Origin of the sequence: Amycolatopsis sp. La24 (assembly GCF_029087445.1) — a bacterium.
GTDB lineage: Bacteria > Actinomycetota > Actinomycetes > Mycobacteriales > Pseudonocardiaceae > Amycolatopsis > Amycolatopsis nivea.
Genome location: NZ_JARACH010000002.1, coordinates 18,497 through 36,686 on the forward strand (window position 1 = coordinate 18,497; position 18,190 = coordinate 36,686).

Genomic DNA, 18,190 nt, shown 5'->3' on the forward strand with positions numbered 1-18,190 from the left:
GATGAACCTCTTCGAGTACATCTCGGACCGGTGGGGAAGGCTGCTGCTCCAGGCGTGGCTGCACACCAGCATGGTCGTGCAGTGCACGATCCTCGCCGCGATCCTTGGCGTGCTGATCGGCATCGCCGTCTATCGCAGCCCCATCGGCTCCGCCGTCGCCACGGCGCTGGCCAGCACGATCCTCACCGTCCCGTCGTTCGCTCTGCTGGGTCTGCTGATCCCGCTTTCGGGCCTCGGCTCGACGACCGCGGTGATCGCGCTCGTGCTGTACGGCCTGCTGCCCATCGTCCGCAACACGATCGTCGGCCTCGACGCGGTCGACCCGGCGATCACCGACGCCGCCCGCGGCATCGGGATGAGCAGGCTCTCCGTGCTCACCCGGGTCGAACTGCGGCTGGCCTGGCCGGCGATCCTCACCGGGATGCGGGTCGCCACGCAGATGCTCATGGGCATCGCGGTGATCGCGGCCTACGCCAAGGGCCCCGGCCTCGGCGCGGAGGTTTTCTCCGGCCTCACCAACGCCGGGAGCACGAACTCCCTCAACCAGGCCCTCACCGGCACCGTCGGCGTGGTCATCCTCGCGCTGGTGCTCGACGGCATCTACGTCCTGATCAAGCGATTCACCATTTCTAGGGGTGTCCGTGGCTGAGCACACTGCGACCGAAGAAAACGTCTCCGGCGTCGAGATCGAACTCGACCACGTCACCAAGCGCTACTCCGGCACCCGCGCCCCGGCCGTCGACGACTTCTCGATGGTCGTGCCCGCGGGCAAGATCGTGGTGTTCGTCGGCCCGTCGGGCTGCGGCAAGACCACCACGATGCGGATGATCAACCGCTTGATCGAGCCGACGTCCGGCCGGATCACCATCGGCGGGCAGGACGCGCTGAAGCTCGACGTGGACACCCTGCGTCGCCAGATCGGCTACGCGATCCAGCAGGCCGGGCTGTTCCCGCACTTCACCGTCTCGCAGAACATCGCCGTCGTGCCCGGCCTGCTGGGCTGGGACAAGAAGAAGGTGACCGCGCGGGTCGAGGAGATGATGGACCTGGTCGGGCTCGACCCGGCCGATTTCCGCGACCGTTACCCGCGCCAGCTGTCCGGCGGCCAGCAGCAGCGCGTCGGCGTGGCCCGCGCGCTCGCCGCCGACCCGCCGGTGCTGCTGATGGACGAGCCGTTCGGCGCGGTCGACCCGATCACCCGCGGCAACCTGCAGGACGAACTGCTGCGGCTGCAGACCGACCTGAAGAAGACCATCGTCTTCGTCACGCACGACTTCGACGAGGCGGTCAAGCTGGGCGACCGGATCGCGGTGCTCGGCAACCAGTCGAAGATCCTGCAGTACGACACCCCGGAGTCGATCCTGGCGAACCCGGCCGACGACACCGTCGCCGGTTTCGTGGGCGCCGGCGCTTCGCTCAAGCAGCTGACCCTGCTGCGCGTGCGCGACGTCGAACTCCAGCAGGACGCGCTCACCACCACGATCGACGAAGCGCCCGCCGACCTGCGCGAGAAGCTGAGCAAATCGCGCAAGCCGTTCGCGCTGGTGCTCGACCAGCGGCGACGGCCGATCCGCTGGGTGCACGTGCGCGAGCTGACCAACGCCACGTCGCTGGGTTCGGTCGGCAAGCCGCTGCGCGACATCGTCAGCCTCCAGTCGACGCTGCAGGACGCGCTCGAGGCGATGCTCGCCGAAGGCGGTTCGGTGCCGGTCACCGGCGCACGCGGCGAGTACGCGGGCACGATCAAGCTGGACACCGTCATCGCGACCATCCAGCAGCTGCGCGACGAGCACGCCGACGACCACGTCGACGAGGACGGGGCCACGGCATGACCGCTGCCGTCGATACCGGATTCAGCACCGAGTCAGGCTCCCGCCGCGCGGAACGCGTCCGCCTGTTCGCCCAGCCAGCCGTGGTCGTCCTGATCGTCGCGGTGACGCTGATCTGGGTGTTCGCCAGCGGGCTCACCGCGACCGAGAAGGAAACGCTGAACGCGGAGTCGCTGCTCACCGCGCTGCGCGACCACGTTGCGATGACCGTCGTGGTCACCGCGATCGTGGTGCTGGTGGCGGTGCCGCTCGGCATCATCGTCACCCGGCCGTGGGCGAAATGGCTCGCGCCGATCTTCCTGGCCATCGCGAACATCGGACAGGCCGCGCCCGCATTGGGCGTGCTGGTGCTGTGGTTCATCTTCACCGGCGCGGTCGGCGGGCTGTGGGTCGCCGCGCTGCCGCTGGCGTTCTATTCGCTGCTCCCGGTGCTGCGCAACACGATGGTCGGCATCCAGCAGGTCGACCCGTCGCTCATCGACGCCGGCCGCGGCATCGGGATGTCCGCGCAGAAGGTCTTGTGGCGGGTGGAATTCCCGCTCGCGGTTCCGCTGATCCTGGCCGGCCTGCGCACGTCGCTCGTGCTGGCGGTCGGCACCGCGACGTTCGGCATGTTCGTCAACGCGGGCGGGTTCGGCCTCCTGATCGACACCGGCTACAAGCTCAACCTGACCAAGGTGCTGATCACCGGTTCGGTGCTGGCCGTCGCGCTGGCACTGCTGGTGGACTGGCTGGGCGCGGTCGCCGAGCAGTACTTCGGACCGAAGGGACTGCGCTGATGAACGTCCTGAAAAAGGCGGGCGCGCTGGTCGGCGCCGCCCTGCTCGCCGGGACGCTCTCGGCGTGCGGGCTCGACGTCAACACCTCGATCCCGTTCAAGATCGAACCCGGGTCCATCCGGCCGATCCCGTCGCTCGAAGGCCAGCGCGTGGTCGTCGGATCGAAGGACTTCACCGAGAACATCATCCTCGGCTACATGGCCGAAATGGCGCTGAGCGCGGCGGGCGCGGACGTCATCGACCTCACCGACATCAAGGGGTCGAACTCGTCGCGGCAGGCGCTGCTCAACGGGCAGACCGACGTGACCTGGGAGTACACCGGCACCGGCTGGATCAACTACCAGGGCAACGAACTGCCGGTCCCGGGCGGGGAGAAGGCGCAGTACGAGGCCACGAAGAAGGCCGACGCGGAGAAGTACGGCGTCACCTGGCTGAACTACTCGCCGCTCAACGACCAGTACGCCTTCGCCACCACTGAGGCGTACGCGGCGAAGAACAACCTCAAGACCACGTCGGACCTGGCGAAGTTCCTCACCACGCATCCGGACCAGAACCGGTTCTGCCTGGAGACGGAGTTCACCAGCCGCCAGGACGGGTTCCCGGCGGCGGTCAAGGCGTACGGGTTCAAGAACCCGAAGATCGAGAACTTCGGGATCGGCACCATCTATTCGGCGGTGGCCAACGGCACCTGCCCGGTCGGCGAGGTCTTCACCACCGACGGCCGGATCTCCGGGCTGAACCTGCGCGTGCTCGAGGACGACAAGAAGGCGTTCCCGCAGTACAACGCGGCGGCGACGCTGCGCACGGAGTTCCTGAACCAGCACCCGGAAATCCGCGGCCCGCTGGAGACGGTGGCGGCGGCGCTCGACAACAAGCAGATGGTCGAGCTGTGCAAGAAGGTCGACGTCGACGGCAAGGACGCGGGCACCGTCGCGCACGACTGGATGCTGCAAAAGGGCTTCATCAAGTAGCGCTTCCCGGCAGCGCAAAGGGCCCCTTGAGTTCGCTCAAGGGGCCCTTTCGCCGGGTTCAGATGCCCAAGCGGTGCAGCAGCTGCTCTTCCAGCCGTTCGAGCTCGCCGGTGACCGCACGGTGCGCGGCCTTGCGCCGGCCCGCGGGCATGCGCTCGGCGGCGCGCACCGTGGCCGACAGCTGCTCCAGCGTCGACTGCGTTTCGGCGGCGAACTTCTGGTCCTGCTCGGTCGCCTTCGCCGACTTCTTCAGCTCGCCGAGCCCCTGCACGAGACCCGCGATCCGGGCGTGCAGCGCCGCGCCGCGGCCGGTGTACTCGCCGAGCTGGTCGACGGCGACACCCAGCTTGCGGGCCTGGTAGCGGTCGTACGCCTCCCGCGCCGCACCCGCCGCGCGGACCGCGTACGGCGCGAGCACCGGCAGCACCGCCGGTCCGAGCACCTTGGCCACCGCGACCGCGTTCTTCGCCTTCTTCGGGGTGATCCGGGCTTCACCCTCGTCCTTTTTGGCCTTGTCTTGCTTGGCCTTGCGCGCCATGGCCGTTACCTCCCACGCCTTCTCCGGATGAACTTACTGGTCCCCGACCTGACGGGCATGTCGGCTCGCGCGGGGAATGTCGTACCCACGATCTATTGTGATCGCTATGGGAGACGAGGTGTTGCTCGACGCGGGAGCAGTGAGTCGTTGCCGCCGCCGGGTGCACCTGGAACACGACCCGGCGATGCGCGACGTGCCGCTGCCGCCGCCGGATCCGACCGCACAACAGCGCATCGACGACGCGACCGCGCACCGCGAGGAAATCCTCGAACAGCTGGTCGCGGCGTCGGGGCCGGAGGCAACCTGGGCCAGGGTGCCGCGCACCGCGTCCGCTGGCGAGCGGGTGCGGCTCACCGAGCAGGCGTTCGCGGACGGCACGCAGTACATCTGGGGCGCGCTGCTGCCAGCCGACCCGGTCGGGCACCGGCGCGGCGGCATCGACCTGCTCGTGCGCGTCGACGACGGGTATGTGCCGGTGCTGGTGGTCCGGCACCGGATCACCGACCGCGGCCAGGGCGCGCCCACCACCGCGATGACGGAGCTGGACCCGGCGCGCCGTTCGCCGGACGAGCTGCGCAAGGTGCGCTCGCAGCCGCGAGACCAGCTGCGGCTCGCCCACCTGCGGCGAATGCTGGAGACCCGCGGCTTGGCGGCCGGCGGACGCGCGCTCGGCGGCGTGATCGGTCTGGACGCGGACGTCGTCGTCTGGCACGACCTCACCGCGGGCACCTGGCCGGGCGGCCGCAGCGCACTGGACGAATACGACGCACGCTTCGCGGACCGGCTCGCCGTCGCGACCGCTGCCGCCACCGGTGCCGAAGCGCTGGCCGCGCCTTCGCGGGTGCTGGAGTGCCGGCGGTGCCCGTTTTGGGCCACGTGCGAGGTCGTGCTCACCGAAACGCGTGACGTGAGCCTGGTCGTGCGCGGCGAGGACGCGGGCGAGCTGCGCCGCGTCGGAGTGTCCACTGTAGACAAGCTGGCCGCGCTGGACCCGGCCGCCGAGATGCCGCCGATGAACTGGACGGGCGGCACGTTCTCGGACGCGATCATGCTGGCCCGGGCGTGGCTGGCAGACCTCACGGTGGTGCGTCGCACGCCGAAGATCGAGGTGCCGCGCGCGGACGTCGAGGTCGACGTGGACATGGAAAGCTTCGGCGATTCCGGGGCTTACCTGTGGGGGACGCTGTTGTCCGGAGTGGACATCGGAGTGCCGCAGGGGTACCGGGCATTCGCGACCTGGGAGCCGCTGCCGACTGTGGACGAGGCGCGGTCGTTCGCTGAGTTTTGGGCGTGGTTCACGGATGTTCGCGAGCGGACGCTGGCCGCGGGGCTGACTTTCCGGGCGTATTGCTACAACGCGCTCGCGGAGAACCGGTGGCTGTTCGGGTCGGTCGAGCGGTTCGGGGAGTATTCCGGGATCCCGGAGAAGCGGACTGTTCAGTCCTTTGTGGACTCAGATGAGTGGGTTGATCTTTTCCGCAGTGTGACGGATCAGTTCCTGTGCTCGCGGGGCAAGGGCTTGAAAGTGATCGCCCCGGTGGCCGGGTTTGCTTGGCGGGATCCGGAGGCTGGGGGCGAAGCCTCGATGCGGTGGTACCGGGATGCGGTCGGCATGGACGGCGCGGTCCCTGATGACGAGCAGCGGGAACGATTGTTGCGGTACAACGAGGATGACGTGCTCGCGACTAAGGCGCTGCGGGAGTGGATGAGCGGGCGGGCTCAGGTTGAGGTTCCGTACATGCTGGACCTCTGAGTCCTCCGGAAGCCGCGGCGGCCCCGGAATTTCGGCGCGGAAACGGCACGAGTCCTGGCGGATCCGAAGGGGGTCGCGCGGATCCTCGCGGCAGGGGCAGGAGTCCGACCGCCGCGAGGAGAGGTGCGAAAGGCGCCGGGGGGTGTGCTGCGGTGTTCGGACAGCACACTTGACCCCGCAGAAGGTTATTCGCCCGCGCGCAGTTTCTTGTTCTCCCGCTGGGCCTCGTGGAGCTGGTCCTCGAGAGAGACGATGCGGCAGGCGGCGTCGACAGCCGTGCCCTGGTCGACCAGTTCGCGCACGCGTGCGGCGAGGCGCAACTGCTGGCGGGAGTAACGGCGATGCCCGCCGGACGAGCGCTGGGGCTCGATCAACCCGGTCTCGTCCAGGCTGCGCAGGAAGTTCTGGCTGGTGCCGAGCATCTCGGCGGCCCGGCCCATCGTGTAAGCGGGGTACTCGTCGTCGTCGAACTTGTCCGCTCCGCCGGAACCGGCGGACGGGGTATCGCGTGGGTCAGGGATCATTCCACCTCCACATCACAAGGGACCCCGGGTGCCACGCGGCACCCGGGGTCCCAGGGTTGGGTTTCATCATTGTCAACCGGCCGTGAAGCCGGCTTCTGGTATCCGCGGGGTCCGTTCACCGGACATGCCGCGCGGAGATCGCTGATTCGTAACCGAGAACCACCTGCCAATCTGATGGGACTGCGGTACCCGCGCGGCATTGCTGCTCCGCCGCCGCGGGCGATCCAATGATGTGCCCGTTCCCTTCTTTCCGGTGTTTTCCTCTTGCGGTGTTGCACTTCCGGTACTGCGTTTACTGCTTCGAACGTCACCGGCTGGAACCCTTCCGCTGATCGGCCCCAGCACGCGTAACGCCGCTGGTCACTGGCCGGAGCCCCGTCGGAAATCGGCTCCGGCCACCTGACCGCTCCCGCACTGCCTGGCCTGCCAGTGCGGTTACTGCACCTGCGTTCACTGCACGGTCCCGGCCGAAACCCGTTCGTTCAGCGGCTTCGCCCTGCCTGACCGTCTCGTCTCACTCCACGGGCAGTTCGTCATCTCCCGTGCCTGATTGACGTTGTCTCTCTTGTACAAGAAGGATGCTACCCATGATCGAAACCGAATGTCTACCCCAGTCGCCATAGATTTTCTCCAAGCTAGGCGCGCGACCGCGTTTCCGCTATACTCGTAGACGAATAATCGTCCACGAGGAGGTCGAAAGCGTGAAGCGGCGAAAGGTCTCCAACTTGCTGGGCCTCGCCGTGCTGGCCACCGTGTTCGAGCGGCCGATGCATCCGTACGAAGTGGCCTCTCTCCTGCGGGAACGCGGCAAAGAGGGCGACCTGAAGATCAAGTGGGGCTCCCTCTACACAGTCGTCGGCAACCTCGAAAAGCACGGGTTCATCGAGGCCGTCGAGAACGTGCGGGACGGGGCTCGGCCGGAGCGGACCGTTTACCGGATTACCGACGCGGGCCAGGCTGAGCTGGAGGATTGGGTCGCCGAGTTGCTCGCGGTGCCGGATTTGGAGGCCACGCGGTTTCACACGGGGCTGTCGGTGATGCTCGCGCTCGGGCCGGACGTTGTCGATCAGCAGTTGCGGCATCGGGTCGGCGAGCTGGACCGGCTGATCGGCGACCGTGTCGAGGCGTTGGCGAAGATGCGGGCTGAGCTGCCTCGGCTGGTTCTCGTCGAGGCGGAGTACCAACTGGCGATGTGGCGCGCGGAAGCCGAATGGGTTCGCGGGCTGCACGAGGAGCTGACCACCGGCGCGATCCCGGGGGTCGAGGAGTGGCGGCGTTACCGGGAGACCGGGGAGCTGCCTGACATGGCCGCCTTCGTCGAGAACGAGGGCGAATAAAGAGGTCCCGGAGGAGGTGCTGGCACACCGCCGCCGGGACCGGGAACCGTCGAACTGGAAACCGCGAGGTGCGGGAACCTGTCTTCAGGCTGCGCTGACAAGGATACGGCCCCGCGGCGAACCGGTTCGGACTCAACCGAACAGGGAGAAACACAATGGGGAATACCCAGGTCAAACGCCACCGTACGAAACTGCTGCCGGAGATGGAGGGGCCGGTCGCCCGGGCGTACGCGCGGGGACGCGGTACCGAACCGCAGCGAATTCAGTATCGCGAAACGGCCGAGATGCTGGCTTCGGAGCTGGCCGAGGGCGCGGACGTGCTCGAGGTCGCGCCTGGGCCGGGCTTCTTCGCGGTGGAGCTGGCCCGCACCGGCCGGTGCACGGTGACGGGGCTGGATGTCAGCCGGACGTTTGTTCAGCTGGCCAGGGAGTACGCGCATGAGCAGGGCGTCTCGGTGGATTTCCGTCGCGGTGACGTGGCGGCGATGCCCTTCGTGGACGGCTCGTTCGACTTCCTGATCTGCCAGGCGGCGTTCAAGAACTTCGCCGACCCGGTGGACGCGCTCGACGAGATGCACCGGGTGCTGCGGCCGGGCGGGGTCGCGCTGGTGCAGGACTTGAGCAAGAGCACGACCGACGCGGAACTGGACGCTGAGGTCGCGCGGATGAAGCTCGGGCCGGTGGCCACGTTCACCACCGTTCGCACGCTTCGCGGGCTGCGGCGGCGGGCGTACACGCCGGAGCAGTTCCGCGCGACGGTCGCGGAGAGCAAGTTCCGTACCTGCGAGGTGACCCCGGACGGGATCGGCCTCGAGGTGCGGATGCGCAAGGAGTGACCGGGCGAGTGGCTGTGCCGCTGAGGGGGCGGCACAGCCACTCGCGAGGCGGGGTCAGCGCGGGGCCATCCGCAGCGAGCCGTCCATGCGGACGACCTCGCCGTTCAGGTAGTCGTGGTCGATCAGCGACAGGGCGAGCTGCGCGTACTCGTCCGGCCGCGCCAGCCGCTTCGGGAACGGCACCCCGGCGGCGAGTCCGGCGCGGAATTCGTCGCTGACGGTGGCGAGCATCGGGGTGTCGACGATGCCGGGGGCGATCGTCAGCACGCGGATGCCGTGCGAGGCGAGGTCACGCGCGGCGGGCAGGGTCATCCCGACCACGCCGCCCTTGGACGACGCGTACGCCACCTGCCCGATCTGGCCGTCGTACGCGGCGACGGACGCGGTGTTGATGATGACACCGCGGGCGTCGTCGGCCAGCGGTTCGGTCTTCGCGATCGCCTCGGAGGCGATGGTGACCACGTTGAACGTGCCGATCAGGTTGATCTGGATGACCTTCGCGTACAGCGCGAGGTCGTGCCTGCCCTTGCGGGACAGGATGCGCGCGGACGGTCCGATGCCGGCGCAGTTGACCACCGTGCGCAGCGGTACGCCCGAGCCCGCCGCGGTGTCGACGGCGGCCTGCACCTGGTCCGGGTCGGTCACGTCGGCCTCGACGTAGGTGATGCCGTCGATCTGCTCGGCCTTCTCGATCGAAGGCGCGAGGTCGAGGGCGAACACCCGCGCGCCTTTCGCGGCCAGCGCCTTGGCGGTCGCGCCGCCGAGTCCGGACGCGCCACCCGTGACGAGCGCTGCGGTGTCGGTGATCTGCATCTTCAGCCTTCCTCCTGCTCTCGGTGCCGCGGTGCACCTCCGCGCCCAGGTTAACGCTCGTTCGCATGCCCGTCGGAGTGTGTCGCCTCACCCGCTGTCGTCGCGAGGAGTATTCGGCCGCGACCGCTTCCGTTAGCACTGAGGTCAACTCCGGCTGTCACCTTCAGCGTCATGAGCTCAGCTCGGATCGTGGTGGTAGGGACGGGATACGTCGGATTGACCACGGGGGCTTGTCTCGCGAGCCTCGGGCACCGCGTCACCTGCGTTGACGTGGACGTGGCGAAAGTGAACCGGCTGTCGGCCGGGCGCGTGGACATCCTCGAACCAGGACTGGCCGAACTGGTCTCCCGCGGACTGGCGAACGGACGGCTTTCGTTCGTCGTCGGCGCGCGGGAAGCCGTTCGCGGCGCGGAGGGCGTGTTCCTCTGCGTGCCGACGCCGATGGGCGCGGGCGGGTCCGCGGATTTGCGCGCGGTGGAATCGGTGACCGCCGAGATCGGCGACGTGCTGCCGGCCGGCTGCGCGCTGATCACCAAGTCGACGGTGCCGGTCGGCACCGCGAAACGGATCCAGGCGATGGTCGGCCGCGCCGACGTGCCGGTGGTCTCCAACCCGGAGTTCCTGCGCGAAGGCACTGCGGTGCAAGACTTCCTGCACCCGGACCGGATCGTGGTCGGATCGGATTCGCACGCGGCCGCCGCGTGGGTCGGGCAGTTGTACGGCGACCTCGCCGCACCCGTCGTGGTCGCGGACGCGGCGAGCGCGGAACTGGTCAAGTACGCGGCGAATTGCTTTCTCGCGCTCAAACTGTCCTATGTGAACTCGATCGCCGAACTGTGCGAACGGCTCGGCGCGGACATCGACCTGGTCACCGAAGGCATGGGCTACGACCGGCGGATCGGCCGCACCTTCCTCAAACCCGGCCCGGGCTGGGGCGGTTCGTGCCTGCCCAAGGACACCAGCGCGCTGGTCAAGGTCGCCGAATCGGTCGACTACGACTTCCGGATGCTGACCTCGGCGATCGACGAGAACATCGCCCAGCGCGACCGGATCGTGGCGAAGATCGCAGGAGCCTGCGGCGGAACACTGGCCGGCGCGCGGATCGGCGTGCTGGGCCTGGCGTTCAAGGCGGGCACGAACGATCTGCGCGATTCTCCCGCGCTGGCAGTGTCTTCGGTGCTGGGCGCGCTCGGCGCGGAGATCACCGCGTACGACCCGGCGGTCTCCGGCGGCATTGCCGGGATGACCGTCGTGGACGACCCGTATCAGGTCGCCAAGGACGCGGATGTCGTTGTGGTGCTTACCGAATGGGCCGAGTTCCGCAACCTCGACTGGGTTGCGATCGCCGACGCGATGGAAGGCGACGACGTCGTCGACACCCGCAATCTGCTCGACCCGCGGATGATTCTCGACGCCGGGTTGTCCTGGCAGGGAGTCGGGCGCCCGCGCGCGGCCCGGCGGCGAGTTCCGGTTTTCTGATTGGAGATTCGCTTCGGTTGCGCTATGCTCCTCGGCGGCATCGCGTGTCGGTCACCGGCTGGGTGAGGCATGGAGGTGCTGGGATGCCTTGTGGAGGCATTGCTTCGTGTCACTTTCTCTTGAACTGAATCACCTGATGGTCCCGTCCCGGAACAACCGGGAATCCGCCGAATTCTTCGCGCACCTGCTCGGGTTCGAGATCGGCGAGGAATGGGGCCCGTTCATCCCGGTCGAAACCAGCAACGGCGTGCGGCTCGACTTCGCGACGGTGCCGGACGCCGATCGCAAGCTGCAGCACTACTGTTTCCTCATTCCGGAGGACGACTTCGACGCGTTTTTCCTGCGGTTGAAGGAAACCGGGGTCGACTACCACGCCGGGCCGGGCGGGCAGGGCCCCGGCGAGATCAACCACAACCACGGCGGACGCGGCGTGTATTTCCTCGACCCGGGCGGAAACGGGATCGAGGTCATCACGCAGCCGTACGAGCCGGAGCGGAAACGGCCCGCGAGCTGGTAAGTCCTTTGTAGACGGACGGCGGGCGGGTCACAGCGGAAGCGAGGCCCACCCGCCGCCCGTGGCAAGCAAAGTCCGGACGCTCTCCGCGTGGTCGGAGAACGCGGCCAGATCGGCGTGCAACAGCGCGGCCCGCTCGGAATCGAGCGGGTCCGCGTCGTCGCGCCACAGTTCGAGCGTCCAGTTGGCGGCCAGGATCATCGAGCGCACCAGCCCGGCGACCGCGGAATCCGGCCGGTCGTACGCGGCGAGGATTTCGTCGCAGGTGGTGAAACACCGTTCCAGGCCGCGGACAGCTTCGGCGGGTGTGCCGTCCCAGTCCGGTCCCGGCCAGGCGCACGAGCCCAGCGCGAGCCACAGCTGCCAGCCGGCGGTCAGCTCGGCTTCGTCGCGGGGCGTCCAGTGCGCGGCCATCCCTTGAGTGTGCGCCCCGCCGGCCGGTTTGCCGCCGGGGTTTTGGCCGAGGTCACGTGCGTGGCTGTTCCCACAACCAGAACTCGATCCCCTGGTCGTCGGCACAATCCGCCGTTCGGCCGTACGGCTGGTTCTCCACCTCTCCCGCCCGGCCGCCCCCCTCGCGCACCCGGCCGAGCGCGGCCTCGAGGTCGTCGACGGCGAACATCAGCTTCCAGCCGGACTGCAGTTCCGGTCCGCCCCACAGCCCGCCGGGCAGGCCGTCGCCCTCGATGCGCCACGCGGTCGGCAGGCTGCCCTGGTTGAACTGCCAGCCGAGCACCGCACCGTAGAACGCCTTGGCCCGGCTGTCGTCAGGCACCTGGAAGGTGAAGTACCCGGCCTCGCCGTGCCGGTACGTGCGCTCCCCGGGCGTTTTCGCTTGTGGCGCGGCCTTTCCGACCAGCCAGCGCTGGCCGTAGGGGTCGCGGATCACCCCGTTCAGCCCGTAGCCGCGGTCCTCGACCGGACGCAGCAGTTCCGCGCCCAGTTCCACGGCCCGCCGCGCCGCGTCCTGCGGATCGGGCACCTCGACGCGCACCAGCGCGCCGCCCTCCGGCGCGACGACATTGCCCAGCTCGGGGAACTCCTCGGCCAGCATCAGCACGCTGTCGCCGATGTCCAGTTCGGCGTGCCCGACCCGGCCGTCGTCCATCACGATCGGCTCGGCTCGGCGTCGTGCGCCGAAGACCTCGACGTAGAAGTCGAGCGCGGCGCGCGCGTCGGTCACGACCAGGTACGGCGTCAGCGCACCCGCTCGGGCCTGCTGCGGCGTGGTTTCGGTGGTGGTCATCTCCGCTCCGTTCAGGATCAGTCGGCGGAGGTCGTCCCGCAGCTGCTCGGCGAAGGCCGGATCGGGGTCGGCCGGAGTCGAAGGCAGTGCGAGCGCGTCGAACGGTTCAGGCATCGCGTCCCTCCTTCTCCTGGTAGCCGCGGCGGAACGCGGTTTTGGCCCGCGTCAGCAACGCCTCCGTCGCGTGGATGGTCCGGCCGAGATGCGCCGCGACGTCGCGCACCGGAAGGCCGTCGACGTACCGCAAGGTGAGCACTGCCCGATGCGAGACGGTCAGCGTTTCGAGCACCTGCCGCGCACGCAGGGCGTCGAGCTGCTCGTCCCAGGGATCCTCGACGTCGCATCCGGCGTCGTGCACGAGCCGCAGCCCGCGCTGTTCCCGTTCGGCGCGCCGCCAGTGGTCGGCCAGCTTGTGCCGGGCCACCCCGATCAGCCAGGGCGTGCTCACCGGCGGCGCGTGCTCCTTGCGGCAGGCGGCGACCGCGCCGAGGAACGTCTCCGACGTCAGTTCCTCCGCCAGCACGCGGTCGCCGCACCTCGCGAGCAGGTAGCCATAGACCTCCGGCAGGGCCTTCTCGTAGAGGCCGAGCAGCGCGAAGGCCGGGTCTGGCTGCACCCGAGGTTCCGTCACATCTCCATCGTCGTCCGGGAGCGGGGTTTTCCGTCGGTCGAATTCTCAGCGAGGATCGGGAAGTTTGCGAGCCAGCCCGCTCACGAGCAGCGCCAGCACCGCCAGAATCCCGATGACCAGCACGAACGCACCCTGGTAGCCCATCGCGCCCGGCACGCTCAGGCTGGCGAACAGGCTCCCCAGCACCGCGACTCCCAGTGCCAGCGACGTCTGCTGGGTCGTGGTCAGCACGCCGCCGCCGACCCCCGCCAGGTCGGCGGGCACCCGGGACAGCACGACCCGGAACAGCGTGCTCATCGCGAGCCCGTTGCCGACGCCGATCAGCACCATCGCCGGGGCCAGCTGCCAGATCGACAGGTCGGGCCAGTCGAGCAGCGCGGTTCCGGCGAGCGCGAGCAGCCCGACGGCGAGGATCACCCCGCCGATCGGCACGATCTTGCGGCCGAAGCGGGCGACGAGGCGGCTGCTGACCAGCGAGGTCGTGAAATACGCGACGGCCATCGGGGTCAACGCCAGCCCGGCGCCGAGCGGGCCGAGGTGCAGGCCGTTTTGCAGGGTCACCGCGTAGACGAACATGAACGAGCCGAAGGTGCAGAAGAACGGCACCGCGACGGTCAGGCCGTGCCGCACGCTCGCGGTGCGCAGCAGGGCAGGCGGCAGCAGCGGGGTGCCGCCCGCGGCCTCGAGGTTTCGTTCCGTGCGGGCGAAGCCGAACGCCGCGAACGGGAAGATCACCAGCAGCGCGATGCTCCACCACGGCCAGCCGAGCGCGCGGCCCTCCATGATCGGGATCAGCAGCGACAGCAGCGAAACGGCCAGCAGCACGGTGCCCCAGCGGTCGACGCCGAGCGGGTTGCTCGCCCGGCTGTCCGGCACCGTGCGGCGCGCGAGCAGCAGCCCGACGATCCCGATCGGCACGTTGACCAGGAAGATCGGCCGCCAGCTCAGGTCCCACACGTTGGCGGCGACCAGCGCGCCGCCGAGCAGCTGGCCGACCACGGTGGCGATGCCGCCGGTCGCGCCGTACATGCCGATCGCGCGCGAGCGGCGTTCGCCGGAGGTCCCGGCCTGGATGATCGACAGCACCTGCGGCAGCAACAGCGCCGAAGCCGCGCCCTGTGCGACGCGGGCGATGACCAGCGTGGCGGCGTCCGGGGCGACGCCGCAGGCCAGCGAGGTGAGCGTGAACAGCGTGAGGCCGAGCAGGAAGAGCCTGCGACGGCCGAAGGTGTCGCCGAGCCGTCCGCCGAGCACCAGCAGCACCGCGTACGCGATGCCGTAGCCCGCGACGACCAGTTCGAGCGTCGCGGTGGACGCGTGGAGGTCGGTATCGATGGTGGGCAGGGCGACGTTGACGATGAAGAAGTCGATGATCGGCAGTGCCGCCCCCAGCAGCACGGTGATCAAGCCGGCGGACGAGAGGCCCGTCCTCTCCGACGTCCCGACAGCGGCGGTGGCCGTCGCCGGGGCAGTGGTGGTAGTCGTCATGAGTACTACGTTCCGCCGCCGCAAACCCTGGTACCAGGTGTGCTTCTATCCTGGTACTGGGACTACCTGGTAACAGGCTCGGCACTGTGCTTACCTGGTACTCGTGACCAGTGGCATCGAAGACCGCCTGCGCCGGACCGAGCTGGGGGAGTTCCTCCGCAACCGGCGCGGACGCATCACGCCCGAGCAGGTCGGCCTGCCGCTCGGCGGCCGCAGGCGCACGCCGGGGCTGCGCCGCGAGGAAGTCGCGCAGCTCGCCGGGGTGGGGGTCACCTGGTACACGTGGCTCGAACAGGGCCGCGACATCAACGCGTCCGAGCAGGTGCTCAGCGCGATCTCCCGCACGCTCCGGCTCGACCCGCACGAGCACGTGCACCTGTTCACCCTCGCCGGCGCGCCGGAGCCGGTGACGGAGAAGAAGCACTGCTCCGCGATCACGCCGTCGATGCAGGACATGATGGTCCAGCTGGAACCGTTCCCGGTCGCGGTCCGCAACGCGCGCTTCGACGTGCTCGGCCACAACGCCGGCTACGACTGGCTGATGGGCGGCGTCGACGCGATCCCGTACGAGGAACGCAACACGCTCGTCCAATGCCTGCTCAATCCGCAGTGGAAAGAGCGGATGGTCGACTGGGAGCAGAACGTGCCGCGGATGGTCTCGTCCTTCCGCGCGGCGATGGCCGAGCACGTGGGCGAGCCCGGCTGGAAGTCGCTGGTCAAACGGCTTCGGGCGGAGTCTCCGTGCTTCGAGGAACTGTGGAGCCAGCACGACGTGAACACCGAGCTGGCCAAGAGCAAGCGCTACCTGCACCCGGACGCGGGCCTGCTCACCTTCGACTTCACCTACCTCTACGCCGGCCGCCGCTCGGAGATCCGGATGTCGGTCTACACCCCGGCGAACGACGAGACTCACGCCAAGCTGCTGGAGTTCGTGCCCAAGACGCGGTAGTGCAGGTGGGTCACGCCCTCGCCAGGCGTGACCTCGGGCGTGCCGAGTCGCACCGGACCGAAGCCGAATTCGCCGAAGAACGGCACCCCGCCGCCGAGCAGGACCGGCACGAGGTCGATCCGCACCGCGTCGAGCAGCCCGGCCGCCAAGCACTGCCGCGCCATCTCGCCCGCGTTCACGCCGACGTCTCGGCCGTCGGCCAGTTCTTTCGCCCGCGCCACCGCGACCTCGATGCCTTCGGTGACGAAGGTGAATGGCGAGCCTTCCCAGCCAGCAGGCGCCTCGTGCGTCACCACGACCACCGGCCCGCCGAACGGATGCGTCCCGCCCCAGCCCGAGGTCAGGTCGAACAGCCGCCGGCCGACCAGCAGCGCTCCGGTCGACTCCAGTTGCGCACGCATGACCTTCGCGCTCGCCGGGGACATGCGCAGCGAACGTCCCGGCTGCGCGGTCGGCACCTCCTCGGTGCCGCTGCCCAGCCAGCCGAAGAGCAGATCGAACCCGGATTCGCCCGGCCCCGCCACGAACCCGTCCAGCGACATGCTCGCCCCGGCCACTACCTCGCCCATCACCGTCTCCTTTTTTCGCCGTTTGCCTGGTGAACGGAGCCGGATGAGAGTTCTCGACATACCGCGCCGCGCGTAGTCCGATCCCGCGCTTCACGACGGACGCGCCCGCCCGGCTTCCCCGGTAGCTTTCGCACCATGCACTACTGGTGGCGGGCGCAGAACCCGTGGTTCGGGCGGGTGTTCCGGACCTTCGTGGTGCTCGCCTTCGTGCTCGGCGGCTCCAGTGCGTCCGGCCGCTGGCAGCACGCCCCGCATCCGCTGAGCCCGCTCGGCGCCGCCTGGCTGGCCGCGACCGTGCTTACCTTGCTGCTCGTCCACCGGTACCCGCTGCCGCTCTTCGTGCTCACCGCGGCCTCGGCGTACGCGTACTACCTGTCGCCGGAGCCCGGCGGTCCGGTGATCATCGTCCCCACGATCGCGTTGTTCGTGCTTACGCGGCGAAAGGGTCCGGTGGTTGCTGGAAGCACCGGTGCGGCGGTGCTGGTGGGGGCGTACGTGGTCCACATCATCACCGCGCAAACGTTTGCGGTCAGCGCCTGGGCGCTGTTCGCCGTGGTCTGGATGGCCGCCGTGATCGGCATCGCGACCGCGGTCCGGTTCCAGTTCGCCGCCGTCGCCGCCCGGCGCGAGCAGGCCGACGAGCACCGCCACCGGATGGCCGAGCAGGAACGGCTCCGGATCGCCCGCGAGGTGCACGACGTCGTCGCACACAGTCTCGCGATGATCAACGTCCAGGCGGGCGTCGCCGCGCACGTCGCGGACCGGCGGCCGGAGGAGGCGAAGGAGGCGCTGCTCAACATCAAGGCCGCCAGCGCGTCCGCGCTCAACGACCTCCGCGCGACGCTCGCCGTGCTCCGTTCCGGCGAGAACCGCGCGCCCGCGCCGAGCCTCGCGCAGGTCGACGAGCTGCTCGACCACGCGCGCGCCGCCGGATTGGCAGTCGAACTGCACGGCGAAGCCGGCGAGCTGCCCGCGCCGGTGGACGGCGCGGCGTACCGGATCCTTCAGGAGTCGCTCACCAACGTCGTCCGGCATGCCGACGGGGCACAGCGCGTCGAGGTCCGCTTCGAGCGGAAGCCGGGCACGCTGGTCCTGATCGTGCGCGACGACGGCCGCGGCACCGTCCAGCCGACGCCCGGGCACGGTCTGCGCGGCATGCGGGAACGCGCGACGGCGCTCGGCGGCAGCGTCGAGGCGAGCGTCACCGGGCAGGGTTTCCAGGTGCGGGCGGAACTGCCCGTGGAGGGGGAGAAATGACCATCCGCGTCGTACTGGCCGACGACCAGGCCCTGGTCCGCGCCGGATTCCGGCTGCTGCTGGACACCGAGGACGGCTTCGAGGTGGCCGGCGAGGCGAGCGACGGCGAGCAGGCCGTCGCGCAGGCGGTCGAGCACCGGCCCGACATCGTGGTGATGGACATCCGGATGCCCGGCACCGACGGTCTCGAAGCGACCCGCCGGATCACCTCGCACCCCGACCTCGGCGGGGTGAAAGTGCTGGTCCTGACCACGTTCGACGTCGACGAATACGTCTACGAGGCACTCCGCGCCGGGGCCAGCGGGTTCCTGCTGAAGGACACCGAACCGGTCGAACTCCTGCACGCGCTGCGCGTCGTCGCGGCGGGGGAGGCGCTGCTCGCGCCGACCGTCACGCGCCGGTTGATCGCCGAGATCGTCGGACGGCCGGAGCACCGGCGGATCGACACCTCAGCCGTGCAGGAGGTGACCGAACGCGAACGCGAGGTGCTGGCGCTGGTCGCGGGCGGGCTGTCGAACGACGAAATCGCCGCCCACCTGGTGATCTCCACGGCGACCGCGCGCACGCACGTCAGCCGCATCATGACCAAGATCGGCGCGCGCGACCGGGCGCAGCTGGTGGTGCTCGCGTACGAATCGGGCCTCGTCACCCCGCGCCGCGGCTCGCACGAATGAGCT

Annotated in this window: 20 protein-coding genes; 12 read left to right on the plus strand and 8 right to left on the minus strand. The window is 69.3% G+C overall.

Features of this window, described 5'->3' with window-relative positions; all coding sequences use genetic code 11:
• Nucleotide 1: 1 nt before the first annotated feature.
• The 4 genes from PUT80_RS03620 to PUT80_RS03635 are packed head-to-tail and all read left to right on the plus strand — an operon-like array spanning nt 2 to nt 3,579.
• Nucleotides 2-649, plus strand: coding sequence for an ABC transporter permease (locus PUT80_RS03620; RefSeq protein ID WP_037806896.1), 648 nt, complete (start codon nt 2-4; stop codon nt 647-649).
• Complete coding sequence (locus tag PUT80_RS03625; RefSeq protein WP_051728580.1) at nt 636-1,832, plus strand: ABC transporter ATP-binding protein; 1,197 nt, start codon at nt 636-638, stop codon at nt 1,830-1,832. Before PUT80_RS03620 ends, PUT80_RS03625 begins: the two co-directional genes overlap by 14 nt.
• Entirely contained in the window at nt 1,829-2,608 is a 780-nt protein-coding gene (locus tag PUT80_RS03630) for an ABC transporter permease (protein ID WP_037806898.1), read from the plus strand. The genes PUT80_RS03625 and PUT80_RS03630 overlap by 4 nt, the downstream gene beginning before the upstream one ends.
• The gene (locus PUT80_RS03635) at nt 2,608-3,579 is read left to right on the plus strand and encodes a glycine betaine ABC transporter substrate-binding protein (RefSeq protein WP_051728581.1); all 972 of its coding nucleotides are present in this window, start codon (nt 2,608-2,610) and stop codon (nt 3,577-3,579) included. The genes PUT80_RS03630 and PUT80_RS03635 overlap by 1 nt, the downstream gene beginning before the upstream one ends.
• Nucleotides 3,580-3,637: 58 nt before the next feature.
• On the opposite strand, the gene PUT80_RS03640 is transcribed toward PUT80_RS03635, so the two are convergent.
• A complete protein-coding gene (locus PUT80_RS03640) occupies nt 3,638-4,117 on the minus strand; it encodes a DUF6474 family protein (RefSeq protein WP_037806899.1) in 480 nt (159 codons plus the stop codon).
• Nucleotides 4,118-4,223: 106 nt separating this feature from the next.
• Between PUT80_RS03640 and PUT80_RS03645 the strand changes: the two genes are divergently transcribed.
• Nucleotides 4,224-5,870: a TM0106 family RecB-like putative nuclease gene (locus tag PUT80_RS03645; RefSeq protein ID WP_037806901.1), complete on the plus strand. Its 1,647-nt coding sequence runs from the start codon at nt 4,224-4,226 to the stop codon at nt 5,868-5,870.
• A gap of 185 nt (nt 5,871-6,055) precedes the next feature.
• Here the strand turns inward: PUT80_RS03645 and PUT80_RS03650 are convergent, their stop codons facing one another.
• Nucleotides 6,056-6,394: a MerR family transcriptional regulator gene (locus PUT80_RS03650; RefSeq protein WP_037806903.1), complete on the minus strand. Its 339-nt coding sequence runs from the start codon at nt 6,392-6,394 to the stop codon at nt 6,056-6,058.
• A 701-nt stretch (nt 6,395-7,095) separates the two neighbouring features.
• Here PUT80_RS03650 and PUT80_RS03655 point away from each other — a divergent pair.
• Both PUT80_RS03655 and PUT80_RS03660 read left to right on the plus strand, forming a co-directional pair.
• On the plus strand, nt 7,096-7,731 hold the full coding sequence (locus PUT80_RS03655) for a PadR family transcriptional regulator (RefSeq protein WP_037806904.1): 636 nt from the start codon (nt 7,096-7,098) through the stop codon (nt 7,729-7,731).
• Nucleotides 7,732-7,886: 155 nt separating this feature from the next.
• A complete protein-coding gene (locus PUT80_RS03660) occupies nt 7,887-8,567 on the plus strand; it encodes a class I SAM-dependent methyltransferase (RefSeq protein WP_275291108.1) in 681 nt (226 codons plus the stop codon).
• Between the two features lie 54 nt (nt 8,568-8,621).
• Here PUT80_RS03660 and PUT80_RS03665 read toward each other — a convergent pair whose 3' ends face one another.
• The gene (locus PUT80_RS03665) at nt 8,622-9,380 is read right to left on the minus strand and encodes an SDR family NAD(P)-dependent oxidoreductase (RefSeq protein WP_134664552.1); all 759 of its coding nucleotides are present in this window, start codon (nt 9,378-9,380) and stop codon (nt 8,622-8,624) included.
• A 171-nt stretch (nt 9,381-9,551) separates the two neighbouring features.
• Here PUT80_RS03665 and PUT80_RS03670 point away from each other — a divergent pair, with 171 nt between their 5' ends.
• A complete protein-coding gene (locus PUT80_RS03670) occupies nt 9,552-10,859 on the plus strand; it encodes a UDP-glucose/GDP-mannose dehydrogenase family protein (RefSeq protein WP_238603653.1) in 1,308 nt (435 codons plus the stop codon).
• Nucleotides 10,860-10,995: 136 nt separating this feature from the next.
• Nucleotides 10,996-11,376 (plus strand): VOC family protein, encoded by a 381-nt coding sequence (locus PUT80_RS03675; protein WP_037806911.1) that lies wholly within the window; start codon nt 10,996-10,998, stop codon nt 11,374-11,376.
• A gap of 27 nt (nt 11,377-11,403) precedes the next feature.
• Here the strand turns inward: PUT80_RS03675 and PUT80_RS03680 are convergent, their stop codons facing one another.
• The 4 genes from PUT80_RS03680 to PUT80_RS03695 are packed head-to-tail and all read right to left on the minus strand — an operon-like array spanning nt 11,404 to nt 14,738.
• The gene (locus tag PUT80_RS03680; protein WP_037806914.1) at nt 11,404-11,787 is read right to left on the minus strand and encodes a hypothetical protein; all 384 of its coding nucleotides are present in this window, start codon (nt 11,785-11,787) and stop codon (nt 11,404-11,406) included.
• Nucleotides 11,788-11,839: 52 nt separating this feature from the next.
• Complete coding sequence (locus PUT80_RS03685) at nt 11,840-12,733, minus strand: VOC family protein (protein ID WP_275291109.1); 894 nt, start codon at nt 12,731-12,733, stop codon at nt 11,840-11,842.
• Complete coding sequence (locus PUT80_RS03690) at nt 12,726-13,250, minus strand: sigma-70 family RNA polymerase sigma factor (protein ID WP_037806918.1); 525 nt, start codon at nt 13,248-13,250, stop codon at nt 12,726-12,728. The genes PUT80_RS03685 and PUT80_RS03690 overlap by 8 nt, the downstream gene beginning before the upstream one ends.
• A gap of 45 nt (nt 13,251-13,295) precedes the next feature.
• Entirely contained in the window at nt 13,296-14,738 is a 1,443-nt protein-coding gene (locus PUT80_RS03695; RefSeq protein WP_275291110.1) for an MFS transporter, read from the minus strand.
• A 103-nt stretch (nt 14,739-14,841) separates the two neighbouring features.
• Here PUT80_RS03695 and PUT80_RS03700 point away from each other — a divergent pair, with 103 nt between their 5' ends.
• The gene (locus PUT80_RS03700) at nt 14,842-15,687 is read left to right on the plus strand and encodes a helix-turn-helix transcriptional regulator (RefSeq protein ID WP_037806921.1); all 846 of its coding nucleotides are present in this window, start codon (nt 14,842-14,844) and stop codon (nt 15,685-15,687) included.
• Here PUT80_RS03700 and PUT80_RS03705 read toward each other — a convergent pair.
• Nucleotides 15,648-16,256 carry a dihydrofolate reductase family protein gene (locus PUT80_RS03705; RefSeq protein ID WP_037806923.1) on the minus strand — a complete coding sequence of 203 codons (609 nt, stop codon included), beginning with the start codon at nt 16,254-16,256 and terminating at the stop codon, nt 15,648-15,650. The two genes, PUT80_RS03700 and PUT80_RS03705, sit on opposite strands and share 40 nt — an antisense overlap.
• A 135-nt stretch (nt 16,257-16,391) precedes the next feature.
• Here PUT80_RS03705 and PUT80_RS03710 point away from each other — a divergent pair, with 135 nt between their 5' ends.
• A complete protein-coding gene (locus PUT80_RS03710) occupies nt 16,392-17,513 on the plus strand; it encodes a sensor histidine kinase (protein ID WP_134728001.1) in 1,122 nt (373 codons plus the stop codon).
• Nucleotides 17,510-18,187: a response regulator transcription factor gene (locus PUT80_RS03715; protein WP_037806926.1), complete on the plus strand. Its 678-nt coding sequence runs from the start codon at nt 17,510-17,512 to the stop codon at nt 18,185-18,187. The genes PUT80_RS03710 and PUT80_RS03715 overlap by 4 nt, the downstream gene beginning before the upstream one ends.
• Nucleotides 18,188-18,190 lie beyond the last annotated feature (3 nt).